Here is a 16,316-nt window from a genome sequence, read left to right on the forward strand (position 1 = left end):
TAATATAAACCACTATTTTTTTATTGGTATTTAGGTAGAATTAATTTGAGTCTTTCTAAAGTAAAGGAGCTTATGATGAAAATGAAAACTCTCTTAGCATTAGCAATCAGCGGAATTTGTGCTGCTGGCGTGGCAAATGCACATGACCATATGGCAAAACCAGCAGGTCCTTCAATCGAAGTAAAAGTACAACAATTAGATCCTGCAAATGGTAATAAAGATGTAGGGACTGTAACCATTACTGAATCAAATTATGGTTTAGTATTTACACCAAATCTACAAGGTTTAGCTGAAGGTTTACATGGCTTCCATATTCATGAAAATCCAAGCTGTGATCCAAAAGAAAAAGACGGTAAATTAACAGCAGGTTTAGCGGCTGGCGGTCACTGGGATCCTAAAGGCGCAAAACAACACGGTTACCCATGGCAAGATGATGCTCACTTAGGTGACTTACCGGCTTTAACTGTATTACATGATGGTACAGCAACTAACCCTGTTTTAGCGCCACGTCTTAAAAAATTAGATGAAGTTCGTGGTCATTCTATTATGATTCACGCTGGTGGCGATAACCACTCAGATCATCCAGCTCCACTTGGCGGTGGCGGCCCACGTATGGCATGTGGCGTGATTAAATAAGTCGATTTTTAAAGATAAAAAAGTGCGGTCAATTTTGACCGCACTTTGTGTTTAAACTCAATGCAACATTATATCTAGCCATTAGCAGTGGCTTGGAACATAGCTAAAGTAGTAATATATTTAATAATGAGCCTATATATCGGGAGGAATATTGAAAACTAAGCTATTACTTCAATATCTTATATTTTGGATAATTATATTTATTATTTGTTTTACATTTTCTACGTTAGCGTTTAGTTTATTTGAGCTGCTTCTAAAGCTTGATAGTTATTCTTTTTCTGATTTTAAGAAAATGGCATCTTTTTGGTTAAATGGCTCTGCTGCAATGGCGACTTTAGTTTTGATAATTGAAGCTAGAAATAAGGGATGGTAATCTCGTCAATCTTTTAACAAGTACGAGTTTAAAAGTATTGGATAGATTGATATTTGAGTAGAATGTAATTTTAAATGTCCAGATATAAAATGCGGTCAATTTTAATGAGTTTTAAAACCTATCAAAAATTGACCGCACTTTTATGTTTCACCGCTTTACTTAATCACTTCCGCCGTATATTCCAATTTATGAATCGCATTAATCAATTGCTCATCAGAAACTTTTGGATCTTCTACAACAGTCACAGTTCTATCTTTAATGGAGGCTTTAGTGGAAATCACGCCATCAATATTACGTAATTCTTTATTCACTAAATAAGCACAAAGCTGGCAGTTCATTTCATTCACTTTTAACACAACTTGCTTTGTTTCTTCCGCTTGTGCAATAGAGAAGGTGAATAATGAAAGCAAAAGTGCGGCCGTTAATTTCTTCATTTTTTGTTCCTAATTAGAAAGCTCTAAAATCCATGGTAAAATGGTTGGATAAGTTAAGAAAAAGAGCATGACGATAAATACAATCCAATACAAAACAATGAGCTTTTTACGGGAAATGTATTTGCTGCAAATGATTTTTTTGGAAAACATCAGCAACCAAAAACCGTAGGCAAAGGCGCATAATGAAACGATAAGCATCGGAATGCGTAAATAGTCATATTCACCCAAACCGATCAACCATGTGGATGACACGCCAAATACTAAATAGATTAAAGGCGCAATGCAGCACAAGGTTGATGCCACCGCAGCACTTAGTGCGGTGGCAATCGCAACCCAAAAAGATTTATTAGAGCTTTTTAGAGACGTAGTCATATTTAAATTCTTTCGGGTCAAAGGAATTTAACGGGTCGCCGCCCACTTCAGCATACGGATAGCCAAAGTTGTTGAGTGGAGCAAGTTCTGGTTGCGGATATAAATCGAAGTCACGCGCATGGTTAAAGCCAACCCAGTTTGCTTCCCAGTTACCGAATAAGTATTTGGCAACGGCTTGTGTATCCTTATCATCAACAGATTTTTTCTCTGCTAAACGCATTTTTGCCACGTCTGCAGAATCAACAGGCACCCAGCCGAATCCAGCAAGATAGAACTCAGCACGACAATGCTGACCACCACTTACGTTTGCTACGCCATGTTCGTCCGCACTACCGAATGCACCTTTGGAATATTTGCCCATTTTATCTGCTGCACCTAAACGAATACCGAAAATTTCACGAGCTGGAATACCGCTAGCGCGAGCAAGTGCAACGAAAACAGAGTTAATATCGGTACATTTACCTTTTAACACGCCAGTGGTTAGAATTTTTTCTACATCACCATCGCCACAGCCTAAAACAGAATTATCACGTTCCATATTGTTGACGATCCATTGGTGAATCAACTCAGCTTTTTTCAATGGATTGGTTTCAGTGCCCACAATTTTATCGGCGAACTGTTTCACAATGCCATCAGTTTTAATATGTTGAGTCGGTTTTAAATATTCTTGTACATCAACAGAATAGTGAATATCTTTTGGTGGTTTGTAATTTTCTAATGCACCTTTAACCATTGGTTCACGATCTTTGGTTTCAATCACCATTGTGATTTTTAAATCGCGTTTTTGTGCATCTTTATCCCAAGTCGCAAAGAGCGTTTTCGCACCATATTTGTTGTTTTCTGTCACATAGGCATCCAAATAGTTACCTTCAAAATGGATAGATTTTACCTGTTGATACTCACCATAAAATGGTAAAGGCACCCACAGATTCGCTTGTCCTTGCGAGCCTTTTGGCGCAACTAAGTCATAAGTTTGAGTGAATTCATACAGATGAGAATCGGTATTGTAGTTTGGAATGTCGGTATTGGCGTAAGCCATGGAACATGCGGAGAGCACCGCAGTGGCGATAAGTTTCTTCATGAAAAGATCCTTCTAGTTAGTTAACAGTTAAAACTTAACACATTAGATAAACTAATTGTGGACGTGACTATAGTAGCTCATTTTATTTTCTAGTCAATATTGCTTTTTTATTTCAGCCATTTAAGATTTGCTAAAGAAATTCGAAGTAAAATACCATTTCTATTTTTATTGGAAAGAATAATGATAAAACAAATTTTCACACAATCTCAACAACCAGAAGAGGAAGAAATTCTGCCTAAGCAGGAATTTTATAATGTTGAAACAACCATCGATAATGAACCTTTAGAAGGGGAGTTGTTGGACGAGCAATTTGAGCAAATTGTGAAGCCTAAATCCAGTGGTTGGAAAACGGCTTTGAAATTGACCGCACTTTTATTTTTAGGGGCGACGGTTGCGCAATCTGTTCAATGGATTTTGGACAGTTATCAAAACCAACAATGGATTTATCTTGCTTTTGCCTTGGTGAGTTTTGTGGTGGTGATGTTTGGTTTATCTGAAATCATCGCAGAATGGCGACGCTTAGTGAAACTCAAAAAGCGTTTGAATTTACAAGAACAAAGTCAGCGATTAATAGGTGAAAGTGCGGTTAAAAATCATCAAGTTTTTTCAGAACAGGATAGCGAGAAAGGAAAAGCCTTGTGTTTATCGATTGCCGATACCTTAAAATTGGATTCGCAACATCCCTCAATTGTCCAATGGGAAAAACAGCTGAATGAAAGTTATTCTGCTCGCGAAGTTACCCATTTATTCAGTAAGACGGTATTACAATCTTTTGATAACAAAGCGAAAAAACTGATTACGAAAATGTCGGCAGAATCCGCTGTGATTGTGGCAATTAGTCCTTTAGCTGTGATTGATATGTTTTTTATTGCGTGGCGCAATATTCGTTTAATCAATAAAATTACAGCAATTTATGGAATTGAGCTTGGGTATTTTACCCGTCTTCGTTTGCTCAGAATGGTGTTAGTAAATCTTGCTTTTGCCGGTGCGACTGAAATCGTGCAAGACTTAGGGATGGATTGGCTTTCGCAAGATATTACCGCGAAACTTTCTGCAAGAGCTGCACAGGGGATTGGCGTGGGATTATTGACGGCTCGATTAGGCATTAAGGCTATGGAGTTTTGTCGTCCATTAGCATTTGAAAAGTCGGAAAGACCAAAACTTTCTCATGTGCAAAAAGAATTGCTGACAGTGATGAAAGATGCAGTGTTAGGCAAGAATAAACTGAAAGAAAAAGAAGAGGTGTAATAAAAAAGTGCGGTTAAAATTGACCGCACTTTTTTTGTATAAAAGAGATGATTAAAGTCCCGCTTTCAAGCTTGCCTCAATAAAGCGATCGAGATCGCCATCTAGTACGGCTTGTGTATTACGATTTTCAACGCCTGTGCGCAGATCCTTAATACGTGCATCATCTAGCACATAAGAACGAATTTGGCTGCCCCAACCGATATCCGATTTATTATCTTCCATCGCTTGTTTATCCGCATTTTTCTTTTGTAACTCAAGCTCATACAATTTCGCTTTTAATTGTTTCATAGCTTGATCTTTATTTTTGTGTTGAGAACGATCGTTTTGACATTGCACGACAATCCCACTTGGCATATGAGTAATACGCACCGCACTTTCGGTTTTATTGACGTGCTGACCACCTGCACCGGATGCACGATAAACGTCAATACGTAAATCTGCCGGGTTGATTTCAATATCAATATTGTCATCAATTTCAGGATAAACAAAAACCGCAGCAAAAGATGTATGACGACGGTTATTAGAGTCAAATGGGCTTTTGCGTACCAAACGATGGATACCGGTTTCCGTACGTAACCAACCGAAAGCGTATTCGCCACTAACACGAATCGTCGCGGATTTTAAACCTGCCACATCACCATCAGAGACTTCCATTAATTCTGTTTTAAAGCCTTTACTTTCAGCCCAGCGAAGGTACATGCGAAGTAACATTTCCGTCCAGTCCTGCGCTTCTGTACCACCGGAACCCGCTTGTAAATCGACATAACAATCGCACGCATCATGTTCACCGCTAAACATACGGCGGAATTCTAATTTGGCAAGTTGTTGTTCAAGTTCGTCTAATTCAGCAACGGCTTCATTGAAGGTCTCTTCATCTTCAGCTTCAACGGCTAATTCAAGAAGCCCTTCAACATCCTCTAAACCTTGTTCTAAATTCTTGATGGTATCAACCACTTGTTCAAGTGAAACGCGTTCTTTCCCAAGTGCTTGGGCTTTTTCAGGATCGTTCCACACATCGGGTTGTTCTAATTCGGCATTAACTTCTTCTAAACGCTCAACTTTTGCATCGAAGTCAAAGATACCCCCGAAGCACAGAAGTGCGCTCGGAAAGGTCAGCAATTTTGTTTTTGATTGGATTAATTTCAAACATAATGACTAAATAAGCTTTTAAGTTAAATTAAAATTGAAATTATAAAGGAACTACAGAGGATTGGGTAGATTATTGAGCAATAAAAAACCTTATTTATTATTAGAATAAATAAGGTTCTTAATATAATTAAAAAGGATGAAGTTATTCCTCTGCAGGGAATTTTTCTTCTAATTGATCTGCTAATTTGTCAATAGCATCGTCTTTTGCGTTTGCTTTTGCGACAGCTTCAGGAACTTTACCTGCATTGTCAGCAGATGGTGATTTGACTTGAGATAAAATTAGTTGAGCCACTTCTTTTTCAGCATCTACATATTCTTTATACATAGAAACAAGTGGTGAAACTTCTTCACTTTTAATACCTAATGCTTCTAATTCGGCTACATGTTCAGCTGCTTTTTTATCAAATTCTGCAACAGCAGCTTCAGTTGCGGTCACATTGCTACTTGAAGAGGCAGTAGCAATTGCATCAAAACTTGCTTCAAGTTTTTGGCCAGCTGTTTCTTCCCACGCTTTAAATTTTTTCACTTCCTCAGCTTGTTGAGATGCAGCAAATGCACTAATAGAGCTGAAAGTTAATGCTGCAATAGCTGTGATTTTTAATAAGTTTTTCATTGAGATATCCTCTTTGAGTAGAATTAAAAATTGCACCAGAATGGGTACAATTGGCATTGTAATAAAGTATAGTTATTTGATCAAGTATTTAGTTGATCTTTTTAGCATGCTATTTGGAAAAAATAACAGTTTTGCATAAATCATCAATTACTTTATAATTCAGGCTCATTTTCATAATAAATTAGGAACAACGAGTATGAATAAATTACTGACCGCACTTTTAGTTACGGTTTCGGTTAACGCAATGGCAGATGATGCTACAATTAAATCAAAATTGCAGGCATTAGGTGCGAAAAATATAGAAGTAAAAGATTCGCCTGTAAAAGGCCTTAAAACTGCTGTGACAGATCAAGGTATTTTATATGTGAGTGAAAATGGTCAATATGTTTTGCAAGGTAAAATGTATGAATTAACGAATAAAGGTCCTGTTGATGTAGCGAGTAAATTTCTGGCGGATAAAGTGAACGCATTAAAAAATGAAATGATTGTTTATCCGGCAAAAAATGAAAAACATATTGTGACAGTATTCATGGATATCACTTGCCATTATTGTCATTTACTCCATCAACAAATAAAAGAGTACAATGATTTAGGTATTACTATTCGTTATTTGGCATTTCCTCGAGCAGGAATGAATGAAACTGCTCGCCAAATGGAAGCAATTTGGACGGCAAAAGATCCTGTATTTGCATTGAACGAAGCAGAAAAAGGTAACTTACCGAAAGAATTGAAAACCCCTAATATTGTAAAAAAACACTATGATTTAGGTATACAACTTGGTGTGAAAGGTACGCCAAGTATTGTGACTTCAACAGGTGAAATGCTTGGCGGGTATTTAAAACCTCAAGATTTATTAGCTGTGTTACAAGAATCAGCACAATAATTATTAGTAGTGAGGGCGTATTGTATGCGCCCTTAAAATATTCATGTCATCAAAGTACATATCGAATGTTCCTTTAATGTAATTTTAAATAACGAAACACCGTGAAAAAACTCATTAAACGTCGTGAAATTCCTGGCGGAAATCCTGTTTCAGATAATACATTACTCGATCGTCTCTATCGTTCTCGTCATATAAAAAATAGTCAAGAATTAGACCGCACTTTGCAATCAATGCTAAATCCCAATCAATTATACGGTATTCAACAAGCCGTAGATTTATTGGTTGAAGCTTATCAACAGCAACAAAAGATTGTTATCGTCGGCGATTTTGATGCCGATGGAGCAACCAGTACGGCACTTTCTGTCTTGGCTTTATGTATGCTTGGTTTTACTGATGTAGAATATCTTGTGCCGAATCGTTTTGAACAGGGTTATGGTTTGAGTGTGCCTGTTGCTGAAATGGCAATGGAAAAAGGCGTGCAGTTATTGATGACAGTAGATAACGGGGTATCATCCTTTGAGGGCGTAGCGTATTTAAAAGAGCAGGGCATCAAGGTGTTGATTACCGATCACCACTTGCCACCAGAAATACTGCCGAATGCTGATGCTATTGTTAATCCAAATTTGCAACAATGTGATTTCCCTTCAAAATGTTTAGCTGGTGTAGGTGTGGCATTTTATTTAATGCTTGCTTTACGAGCTAAATTTCGTGAGTTGGGTATTTTTACGGCAGAAACACAACCTAATTTTACTGAGCTACTGGATTTAGTCGCGCTCGGTACAATTGCAGATGTTGTTCCTCTTGATCAAAATAACCGCATTTTAGCTCATCAAGGGTTGATGCGAATTCGTGCGAAACGTTGTCGCCCTGGAATTATTGCTCTCGCGGAAGTGGCTAATCGAGAAGTTGAAAAACTTTGCTCGGCTGATTTAGGCTTTGCGATTGCACCACGTTTAAATGCTGCAGGGCGATTAGATAATATGTCTGTCGGTGTGGAGTTATTACTTGCAGAAAGCATGCAAGAGGCAAGAGAACAAGCTTTGGATTTGGACAGCTTAAATCAGGCTAGAAAAGAAATTGAACAAGGCATGAAGCTCGAGGCTTTAGAAATTTGCCGCAATCTCACCGCACTTTCTGATGAATTACCGATGGGAATAACCTTATTTCAGAAAGATTGGCATCAAGGTGTATTAGGCATTGTAGCTTCTCGTATTAAAGATCAATACCATCGACCAGTCATTGCTTTTGCACAAGATCAAGAAGGTATTATAAAAGGTTCTGCACGTTCAATTGAAGGCTTGCATATGCGCGATGTATTAGAACGCATCCATTCTCAACATCCGGATATGATTTTAAAATTTGGTGGTCATGCTATGGCAGCAGGATTAAGCATTAAAGAAAGCTTTTTCTCTGATTTTCAAAAGATTTTTAATCAAACGGTGCAAGATTGGTTAAATGAAGATCAATTACAAGGAGTGATTTGGACGGATGGCGAACTTCAAGCAAATGAATTTAGTATTGAAACGGCAGAAGTGATAAAATCTGGTGGACCTTGGGGACAAGCTTTTCCTGAGCCTGTTTTTGATGGTGAATTTAAAATTTTTGAGCAACGTACTATTGGGCAAAATCAAAATCATTTAAAAATGCTTGTTGAGCCTAGAAATGGCGGTCCATTATTAGATGCCATTGCGTTTAATATTGATACTCGGTATTATCCCGATTTGTCTATTAAACAGGCAAGGTTTGCTTATAAATTAGAAATTAATGAGTTTCGAGGAAATCGAAACGTCCAATTATTAGTCGATTATATTGAGCCAGTTAGTTTATGAAAAAATTTTGGCAGAATACATTTAAAGGATCATTTGCAATGATGTTGCTGAGCGTGACAAATGTCGCATTCGGTGAAGTCAATGCGAAGGATTTTTCTGCCAAAAATTCACCACACTTACCGCCTGCAAATGTGACACAGTTTGAAGACGGTAGAGATTATTTTTCATATCAAGAACCTATTGAGCAGATTAGAAGAAGTGATAGTAGAATTCCTATCCAATTTTTCTTTGATTACGACTGTCGGGTTTGTTCTTCAGCTCAAGATATCTTGCAACTTTATAGCCAAATTCGCCCTAATAAGGTGGAATTAGAAGAATATCCTGTCGCCACGAATGAGGCTAGATTTTCAGCGACAATATTCTATACATTACAGCGTTTAAAAGTGGGCGAGTTATCGGATACGCTGTTATTTGAAACTTCTGAAAAGGCGCGTTATACCGAATTATCTACATTAGATAAGATGCGTGAATGGGTAATCTCGCAAGGAATTAGTAAAGTTGAATTTAACAAAGTTGTGCATTCTTCAGAAGTGAAAAAGGATGTAAGTAACGCTATTAATTTGACGGAAGAATATGGTGTTTTTACTTTTCCTTATGTAGTTATAGGTGGGAAATATGTTCTCACCGCAAGTACGCTGTATAACGATGATTATGGAGTGGCAGTATTAGATTTCTTAGTGAATAAACTCGAACAAGAAAGGAAAAATTAATGAAAATCGGGATTGTTGGTGCAATGGCACAAGAAGTGGAGATTTTATCCCAATTAATGACAGATAAAAAAGAGACAAAAGTTGCAAGTGCGGTCATTTTTGAAGGCAAAATTAATGGCAAAGAGATCGCGTTATTGCAATCTGGGATTGGTAAAGTCGCGGCAGCTATTGGTACCACAGCTTTATTACAATTGGCTAAACCGGATGTGGTTTTAAATACGGGCTCAGCGGGTGGTGTTGCGAAAGGCTTAAAAGTGGGGGATATCGTTATTTCAGATGAAACCCGATATCACGATGCCGATGTGACAGCTTTTGGCTATGAAAAAGGTCAATTACCTGCAAATCCAGCTGCTTTTCTTTCAGATAAACAATTAGCAGATTTAGCCGATGAAATTGCCCAATCACAAGGACAAAATGTAAAACGCGGTTTAATTTGCTCTGGTGATAGTTTTATTAATAGCGAAGAAAAAATTGCTCAAATTAAAGTTGATTTCCCAAATGTGACTGCAGTAGAAATGGAAGCCACGGCGATTGCGCAAGTTTGTCATGCCTTTAACGTACCTTTTGTGGTCGTTCGGGCAATTTCGGATGCAGGCGATGGCGAAGCGAGTATGTCTTTTGAAGAGTTCTTACCGTTAGCTGCAAAACAGTCTTCGGCATTAGTATTAGGGATGATAGACAGACTGTAGTAATAATCTTTTAATAAGATAATAAATTCTAAAATTGAATCATAAACATTATTTAAAAAGGCATAGTTAATTGACTATGCCTTTTTATATAAACCCATTAGAATTTATAGTTTAAACTAAAAATATAAGTTCTTCCTCGTGCAAAATTGTAAAGCACAGATTTATCTTTTATTCCGTTATCGCAAGTATCATTTTTGCTACAAATGGAATCATTTAAGCTTGAATAATAGCGTTGAGATGCCGCATCGTTGCCAGAATCTAAAGGATCAACATAACGTTTATCTAGTAGGTTTTGTACTTCAGCTTTGATAATCAAATCTTTGATAGGTTCGTAACTTATATGCAAATCTAAAATAATTGGTTGTTTATTAATTTCTTCTGTTTTCTTAATTGCATAATAAGTTCTTTCATGACTAGTATTTAATTCAAATTCAGAGCCGTTAATATATTCTTCTTGAATGGTTGCTCGTTTGCTTTTCCCATAGTAACGAGCTGCGATACCAACAGTTAATTTTTGATCAAACCAGCGAGAGCCAAGTTCTAATCTTCCATAATCTTTAGGTAACATTGAGATACGAGATAGACCATAACCTTGTTTTAGAATGTCATCTTTTGATGCGTTGTTAGGACGTGGACTTGCATCTGCATAATTGGTTGGTTGATTTGTTCGTTGGTATGCATAAGACAGATTTGCAAAGAAACGTCCCATGTCATAGTTAATTTCTAACTCGACGCCGCTCTTTTTCACAATAGGCTTATAATTTTGATGAGCAATGGTAAATCTAAATCCATTATCAGCAGCCCAGTCAGGAACAACGCCATCTCTCCACCATACACCATATACATTATGAATATAATTTTTGATGAAACTACGATATCCCACTAGTTTTAAACCTAGAACATCTTCTTCTGTAAAAACAGCTTTTTTATAGGTGTTAAACCCTAGTTGATAAGTTTCTGCTCGCTCAGGTTTTAATGCCGTATTTACGCCAACATCAGATACTTGAGAGAAGAACATTTCTTGAATATTTGGCATTCTATGTGTGCGCGAATAGGTGAAAAACGGCATAAAATAATCATTGATATCCGCGCTAAGCGTTGCTGAGTGGTTTATCGCTGTTTTATGTCCTGATTTATGCAAAATCGGTTCATTAATTTGTGTTGGTGTATTTTCATAACCTACATACTCACCGTTAAATGCATAATGCGTAAAATTGACACTATAGTCTAAATGGTAAATTCCTTTAGAAAGTGCGGTATCAAAATAAACAGTTTTAAATTGTTGTTTACCAGAAGGTTGTAAGATCACTGAACGTTGTGGTAATCCGCTTTTGCTTCCTTGGAAGCGACCTAAATAACTATAGTTTCCTTGGGAGTGTGATTCATTGTTATAAAACAAACTTAATTCTTCTGGAAAACGGTTTTTACTATACTCATTAATAAAGTAGTTAAAGCCCAATGTGGTTTTTAAATCGATTTCTTTTGGCAATAAAAAAGTATAGCTATTGTTAATATCAATAATATTTGCCACATTCTTCGTAATTAATTTATCTTCTACTTGCCAACCAGAAAAGAATGCACCTTTAGGATAAATGGTTTTACCCAAGTTGTGTGCTACCATCAAATTGAGATCAAGATAGCGATTATTATTAAAATTATAATTTAATTGATAATTACGATTTTCAATTTTTCGAGAACCAATTTTATTATCGAGGGTACGAATTTGTGCACCTAAATTATGGCGATCATCACCATATTCAAATTTTAATAAATGGCTACGAGAACGAGATTGCAAACTGCCAGGCTCAATAGGGGCAACACTGTATTGATCCTTATTACGTTCAAATGAGTTATTTGTTGAATCCACATCATTTTGTAATTCGGGGATATCTTTGGGAGGCACACCATTTTCTAATTCTCTCAGAATTTTTTTTCTAGTTTCATTTTTATAAGTATTAAGTTGATAGCTAGATGTATTGTAACGAGGTTCGTTAGGCGTATCTTCTTCACTAATATAATCATAATTTTCTTCTTTTCTTTCTACTCGAGTAATACATCCTGGTGTTCTTGTTTCAGTCACTCCAGTCAATTCATCTGTAGTTGTAATTGGATCTGTATTTCCGTTAAATGTTGGGGTTGGCGCATTGCAAGACCAATGATTTTTGTTTAAATCGGGAGTCCATTGTCCTGTAGAATTTAAAGTATAACCGGCATTATGGAAATAAGCTTCTTTTTCTTTGGCAAGAATATCTTGCCCTAATGATGCTAATCGTTCTCCGCCACCGATACGGTAATCTTGTGAAACTTCACGTTGGCTATAACCATATACCACACCGACATAACCGCCATTATCAAGCCATTTTCTGCCTGCAGCTGTGGTCATAAAATTCGACTTAGTTTCATTGCTACCAGCCATACCTTTAACAACTAAACCAAAAGGTCTATCATCCGTGATAATATCGTTAACCCCCAATGTTCTAAAATTAGCACTACCAGACAATGTGTTTATACCGCTGGAACCTGAGAAATTGCTTTTATTGATATCGACACCAGCAATGAAATTAGGATCTATCGCGGCACCAAATTGAGAGTTACCGCCTGATTGACCTGAATCCATTGAGGTAGAATAAAAAGTTTGTGTTACGCCATCAACCATAGTATTGACTCGACCTAACCCATTTTCGCCACGAATATTCACAGAAACTACGCCAGAGCCTTTATCTTGTTGAGTAAAAGCACCTGGGATACTTCGAATAACTTGATCGATAGTTTGGGTTTCTTTAAAAATATGCTCTCGGGTGCTTTTTGCTTTCGCTTCCGTAAAAGGTTTTTTATCATTAGCCACATTTTTTTCGACCACATTTATTTGATCGAGTATTTCTTCTGTTTGAGCTTCAGCAATATTAATATTCATTGCATTTATTAGGCAAAATGTAACTAAGTTTAATTTTATTTCTTTCTTCATTTGTTATCCTCTTCTTTTTTTGAGAAAGATTCTCATTATCCTATTTGATGTGAGAGAATTCAAGGGATGAGATCATGAAATTTATATAAGAATTAAAGAATAATTTTCATGTTATATATGATGAAATTTTTAATTCTTCTTTTTTTGTTGAAAACATAATAACGATTATTGAGGTTTTTCTTTTTATCGGTGGCGTTTGCCTTGACATTATAGGAGAGGATTAAGAGCTGATATTTTTTCTTTAAATTTTATATGAATTATCAATGTTTATTTAGAATTGTGATAGGTGATTATTTTTAACATTTGGCAAAAGAATCTTTAGTGAAATAAATTATTTGTGTCTATAATATATCGGTTTTTGAAAAGTAAAAGGATAGAGATGATGGGGATAATTATCACCGTTGATGGTCCAAGCGGAGCAGGGAAAGGAACACTTTGTTACGCCTTGGCTGAAAAGTTGGGTTTTACCTTGTTGGATAGTGGTGCCATTTATCGCGTGACGGCATTGGCTGCGCTGAAACGTCATGCAGATTTAACCGATGAAAAAGGATTAGCGGAGTTAGCACGTCATTTAGATATCCAGTTCATCCCGAAAAATGGTGAGGTCAATGTACTTCTTGGAGGGATGGATGTGAGCCATTTAATCCGTACGCAAGAAGTAGCGGAAGCTGCATCAAAAATAGCGGTTTTCCCAAAAGTGCGGTCAGCTTTACTGCAACTTCAGCAAGATTTTGGCAAAAATGATGGACTGATTGCGGATGGGCGAGATATGGGAACCGTGGTTTTCCCAAATGCACAAGTTAAACTGTTTTTAGATGCAAGTGCGGAAGAACGTGCAAAAAGACGTTATAAACAGTTGCAAAATAAGGGAATTAATGGTAACTTTGCACAGATTTTAGCCGAGATACAAGAACGTGATTTTCGTGATAGAAATCGTGAGGTTGCGCCATTGAAGGCGGCTGATGATGCTTTATTGTTAGATAGTACAACATTGAGTATTGATGAGGTTATTGCTCAAGCGTTAGTTTATATTCAACAAAAAACGTCAATTTCGATTTAACTGTTTATTCAAGGAAGAATAGACATTTATCCTCAACCCCGCATTTTATGGATCTTAATGTGGATGTTATTAACTTAAATTAAGAAGATTATTTATATGTCAGAATCTTTTGCTCAACTCTTTGAAGAATCATTAAAAGGCCTTGAAACCCGTCAAGGTTCAATCGTTAGCGGTACTGTTGTTGCTATTCAAAAAGGCTTTGTACTTGTTGATGCAGGCTTAAAATCTGAATCTGCAATTCCTGTTGCTGAATTCCAAAACGCTCAAGGTGAACTTGAAGTTAAAGTTGGCGACACAGTAAACGTAGCTTTAGATGCAGTTGAAGATGGTTACGGCGAAACTAAACTTTCTCGTGAGAAAGCAGTTCGTCACGAATCTTGGATTGAATTAGAAAAAGCTTACGAAGAAAAAGCGACCGTTATCGGTTTAATCAACGGTAAAGTGAAAGGCGGTTTCACAGTTGAGTTAAACGGTGTTCGTGCATTCTTACCAGGTTCATTAGTTGACACTCGTCCAGCACGTGAAGCAGATCACTTACTTGGTAAAGAATTAGAATTCAAAGTAATCAAATTAGATCAAAAACGTAACAACGTTGTTGTTTCTCGTCGTGCAGTGATCGAATCTGAAAACAGCCAAGAACGTGAACAAATCCTTGAGAACCTAGCTGAAGGTTCAGAAGTTAAAGGTATCGTTAAAAACTTAACTGACTACGGTGCATTCGTAGATTTAGGTGGCGTTGACGGTTTATTACACATCACTGATATGGCTTGGAAACGTGTTAAACACCCAAGCGAAATCGTGAATGTAGGCGACGAAGTAACTGTTAAAGTATTAAAATTTGACAAAGATCGTACTCGCGTATCTTTAGGCTTAAAACAATTAGGTCAAGATCCTTGGGTTGCTATTGCTGAAAACCACCCAGTAAACAGCAAATTAACAGGTAAAGTAACTAACTTAACAGACTACGGCTGTTTCGTTGAAATCTTAGATGGTGTTGAAGGCTTAGTTCACGTTTCTGAAATGGATTGGACTAACAAAAACATCCACCCATCTAAAGTTGTAAGCCTTGGCGATACTGTTGAAGTAATGGTATTAGAAGTTGACGAAGAACGTCGTCGTATTTCTTTAGGTTTAAAACAATGCAAACCTAACCCATGGACTCAATTCGCTGAAACTCACAACAAAGGCGACAAAGTTACTGGTAAAATCAAATCAATCACTGATTTCGGTATCTTCATCGGTCTTGAAGGTGGTATCGACGGTTTAGTTCACTTATCTGACATTTCTTGGAATGTTGCAGGTGAAGAAGCAGTTCGTAACTACAAAAAAGGTGACGAAGTTTCTGCAGTAGTATTAGCAGTAGATGCAGTGAAAGAACGTATTTCTTTAGGTATCAAACAACTTGAAGATGATCCATTCAACAACTTCGTAGCAGTTAACAAAAAAGGTGCAGTAGTTTCTGCAACTGTTGTTGAAGCTGACGCTAAAGGTGCTAAAGTTGAATTAGCAGGTGGCATTGAAGGTTATATCCGTGCAGCAGACTTAACAAATGAAGTTGCAGCGGGTGATGTAGTTGAAGCGAAATACACAGGTGTTGATCGTAAAGCACGTATCGTTCACTTATCTGTAAAAGCGAAAGATCAAGCTGAAGAAGCAGCTGCAGTTGCAAACGTGAATAACAAACAAGAAGATGTTGCTATTCCAAACGCAATGGCTGAAGCTTTCAAAGCAGCTAAAGGTGAATAATTAATTCACATAAATAAGGCTGGGTCGTTGGCTCAGCCTTATTACTACCCACTATAATTAACAAGGATTTAGCGGTAATTTATTATGAACTAATACATTACCTGTAAGTCTTAATAATAAGTTTAAGTATAAATTTAAAGGAGAGTTGACGATGACTAAATCTGAACTAATTGAAAATCTATCAACAAAGCACCCAACTTTATCCGCAAAAGAAGTAGAAGGTATTGTAAAAGATATTCTTGAGCTCATTGCACAATCTTTAGAAGAGGGTAATCGTATTGAAGTTCGTGGTTTTGGTAGCTTCTCTTTACACCATCGTCAACCGCGAGTAGGCCGTAATCCTAAAACAGGTGATTCTGTAAAACTAGATGCTAAATCTGTACCGCACTTTAAAGCGGGTAAAGAATTAAAAGATCGCGTAAATGTTTTTGCTTAAACATTCAATCGATATCAATAAAACGACACTTAGGTGTCGTTTTTTATTACAAATTTTGGCATAATGAACCTATTCTTAACAAAGGAGATTGT

The 16,316-nt window shown here is 36.9% G+C and carries 15 protein-coding genes; 9 read left to right on the forward strand and 6 right to left on the reverse strand.

The genetic code is table 11. From position 1 onward, the window contains the following. Positions 1–75 precede the first annotated feature (75 nt). A complete protein-coding gene (sodC, locus tag RDV53_RS08275; protein ID WP_005695896.1) occupies positions 76–636 on the forward strand; it encodes a superoxide dismutase family protein in 561 nt (186 codons plus the stop codon). Between the two features lie 528 nt (positions 637–1,164). Here sodC and RDV53_RS08280 read toward each other — a convergent pair. The 3 genes from RDV53_RS08280 to RDV53_RS08290 are packed head-to-tail and all read right to left on the reverse strand — an operon-like array spanning position 1,165 to position 2,896. Beyond that, a complete protein-coding gene (locus RDV53_RS08280) occupies positions 1,165–1,443 on the reverse strand; it encodes a heavy-metal-associated domain-containing protein (RefSeq protein WP_005695900.1) in 279 nt (92 codons plus the stop codon). A 9-nt stretch (positions 1,444–1,452) separates the two neighbouring features. Further along, positions 1,453–1,815, reverse strand: a complete 363-nt coding sequence (locus RDV53_RS08285) for a mercuric transporter MerT family protein (protein ID WP_005695901.1) — start codon at positions 1,813–1,815, stop codon at positions 1,453–1,455. After that, on the reverse strand, positions 1,790–2,896 hold the full coding sequence (locus RDV53_RS08290) for a transglutaminase-like domain-containing protein (RefSeq protein WP_005695902.1): 1,107 nt from the start codon (positions 2,894–2,896) through the stop codon (positions 1,790–1,792). The genes RDV53_RS08285 and RDV53_RS08290 overlap by 26 nt, the downstream gene beginning before the upstream one ends. Before the next feature lie 180 nt (positions 2,897–3,076). Between RDV53_RS08290 and RDV53_RS08295 the strand changes: the two genes are divergently transcribed. Further along, positions 3,077–4,144, forward strand: coding sequence for a TIGR01620 family protein (locus RDV53_RS08295; RefSeq protein ID WP_005695903.1), 1,068 nt, complete (start codon positions 3,077–3,079; stop codon positions 4,142–4,144). A 51-nt stretch (positions 4,145–4,195) separates the two neighbouring features. On the opposite strand, the gene prfB is transcribed toward RDV53_RS08295, so the two are convergent. Then, a protein-coding gene (gene prfB / locus RDV53_RS08300) for a peptide chain release factor 2 (RefSeq protein WP_100207866.1) occupies positions 4,196–5,294 on the reverse strand; the annotation gives its coding sequence in 2 pieces (ribosomal slippage) (positions 4,196–5,218 and positions 5,220–5,294; 1,098 coding nt in all). Positions 5,295–5,435: 141 nt separating this feature from the next. Continuing rightward, positions 5,436–5,906, reverse strand: coding sequence for a PM1805 family lipoprotein (locus RDV53_RS08305; protein ID WP_032822723.1), 471 nt, complete (start codon positions 5,904–5,906; stop codon positions 5,436–5,438). 196 nt (positions 5,907–6,102) lie between these two features. Between RDV53_RS08305 and dsbC the strand changes: the two genes are divergently transcribed. The 4 genes from dsbC to RDV53_RS08325 all read left to right on the forward strand — a co-directional run bounded on the left by dsbC (position 6,103) and on the right by RDV53_RS08325 (position 10,017). After that, positions 6,103–6,789 (forward strand): bifunctional protein-disulfide isomerase/oxidoreductase DsbC, encoded by a 687-nt coding sequence (dsbC, locus tag RDV53_RS08310; protein WP_005695908.1) that lies wholly within the window; start codon positions 6,103–6,105, stop codon positions 6,787–6,789. Between the two features lie 101 nt (positions 6,790–6,890). Next, the gene (gene recJ, locus RDV53_RS08315) at positions 6,891–8,618 is read left to right on the forward strand and encodes a single-stranded-DNA-specific exonuclease RecJ (protein WP_005695909.1); all 1,728 of its coding nucleotides are present in this window, start codon (positions 6,891–6,893) and stop codon (positions 8,616–8,618) included. A gap of 38 nt (positions 8,619–8,656) precedes the next feature. Then, positions 8,657–9,328 carry a thiol:disulfide interchange protein DsbA/DsbL gene (locus RDV53_RS08320; protein WP_049371166.1) on the forward strand — a complete coding sequence of 224 codons (672 nt, stop codon included), beginning with the start codon at positions 8,657–8,659 and terminating at the stop codon, positions 9,326–9,328. Then, on the forward strand, positions 9,328–10,017 hold the full coding sequence (locus RDV53_RS08325; RefSeq protein WP_005695911.1) for a 5'-methylthioadenosine/adenosylhomocysteine nucleosidase: 690 nt from the start codon (positions 9,328–9,330) through the stop codon (positions 10,015–10,017). The genes RDV53_RS08320 and RDV53_RS08325 overlap by 1 nt, the downstream gene beginning before the upstream one ends. Positions 10,018–10,114: 97 nt before the next feature. Here RDV53_RS08325 and RDV53_RS08330 read toward each other — a convergent pair whose 3' ends face one another. Continuing rightward, the gene (locus RDV53_RS08330) at positions 10,115–12,982 is read right to left on the reverse strand and encodes a TonB-dependent receptor domain-containing protein (RefSeq protein WP_005695912.1); all 2,868 of its coding nucleotides are present in this window, start codon (positions 12,980–12,982) and stop codon (positions 10,115–10,117) included. A 382-nt stretch (positions 12,983–13,364) separates the two neighbouring features. On the opposite strand from RDV53_RS08330, the gene cmk reads away from it, so the two are divergent. The 3 genes from cmk to RDV53_RS08345 all read left to right on the forward strand — a co-directional run bounded on the left by cmk (position 13,365) and on the right by RDV53_RS08345 (position 16,224). Then, a complete protein-coding gene (cmk, locus tag RDV53_RS08335; RefSeq protein WP_032822720.1) occupies positions 13,365–14,042 on the forward strand; it encodes a (d)CMP kinase in 678 nt (225 codons plus the stop codon). 96 nt (positions 14,043–14,138) lie between these two features. Further along, positions 14,139–15,788: a 30S ribosomal protein S1 gene (rpsA, locus tag RDV53_RS08340; RefSeq protein WP_005695915.1), complete on the forward strand. Its 1,650-nt coding sequence runs from the start codon at positions 14,139–14,141 to the stop codon at positions 15,786–15,788. Positions 15,789–15,933: 145 nt separating this feature from the next. Beyond that, on the forward strand, positions 15,934–16,224 hold the full coding sequence (locus RDV53_RS08345; RefSeq protein WP_279386107.1) for an integration host factor subunit beta: 291 nt from the start codon (positions 15,934–15,936) through the stop codon (positions 16,222–16,224). Positions 16,225–16,316 lie beyond the last annotated feature (92 nt).

It is taken from the genome of Haemophilus parainfluenzae ATCC 33392, from assembly GCF_031191205.1.
GTDB lineage: Bacteria > Pseudomonadota > Gammaproteobacteria > Enterobacterales > Pasteurellaceae > Haemophilus_D > Haemophilus_D parainfluenzae.

Bases quoted from the DNA above. Each gene is read 5' to 3' on its own strand.
- RDV53_RS08285 (WP_005695901.1), bottom strand. From the start codon at position 1,815: ATGACTACGTCTCTAAAAAGCTCTAATAAATCTTTTTGGGTTGCGATT.
- RDV53_RS08330 (WP_005695912.1), bottom strand. From the start codon at position 12,982: ATGAAGAAAGAAATAAAATTAAACTTAGTTACATTTTGCCTAATAAAT.
- dsbC (WP_005695908.1), top strand. From the start codon at position 6,103: ATGAATAAATTACTGACCGCACTTTTAGTTACGGTTTCGGTTAACGCA.
- RDV53_RS08320 (WP_049371166.1), top strand. From the start codon at position 8,657: ATGATGTTGCTGAGCGTGACAAATGTCGCATTCGGTGAAGTCAATGCG.
- rpsA (WP_005695915.1), top strand. From the start codon at position 14,139: ATGTCAGAATCTTTTGCTCAACTCTTTGAAGAATCATTAAAAGGCCTT.
- RDV53_RS08325 (WP_005695911.1), top strand. From the start codon at position 9,328: ATGAAAATCGGGATTGTTGGTGCAATGGCACAAGAAGTGGAGATTTTA.
- RDV53_RS08305 (WP_032822723.1), bottom strand. From the start codon at position 5,906: ATGAAAAACTTATTAAAAATCACAGCTATTGCAGCATTAACTTTCAGC.
- sodC (WP_005695896.1), top strand. From the start codon at position 76: ATGAAAATGAAAACTCTCTTAGCATTAGCAATCAGCGGAATTTGTGCT.
- cmk (WP_032822720.1), top strand. From the start codon at position 13,365: ATGGGGATAATTATCACCGTTGATGGTCCAAGCGGAGCAGGGAAAGGA.
- RDV53_RS08280 (WP_005695900.1), bottom strand. From the start codon at position 1,443: ATGAAGAAATTAACGGCCGCACTTTTGCTTTCATTATTCACCTTCTCT.
- RDV53_RS08295 (WP_005695903.1), top strand. From the start codon at position 3,077: ATGATAAAACAAATTTTCACACAATCTCAACAACCAGAAGAGGAAGAA.
- RDV53_RS08290 (WP_005695902.1), bottom strand. From the start codon at position 2,896: ATGAAGAAACTTATCGCCACTGCGGTGCTCTCCGCATGTTCCATGGCT.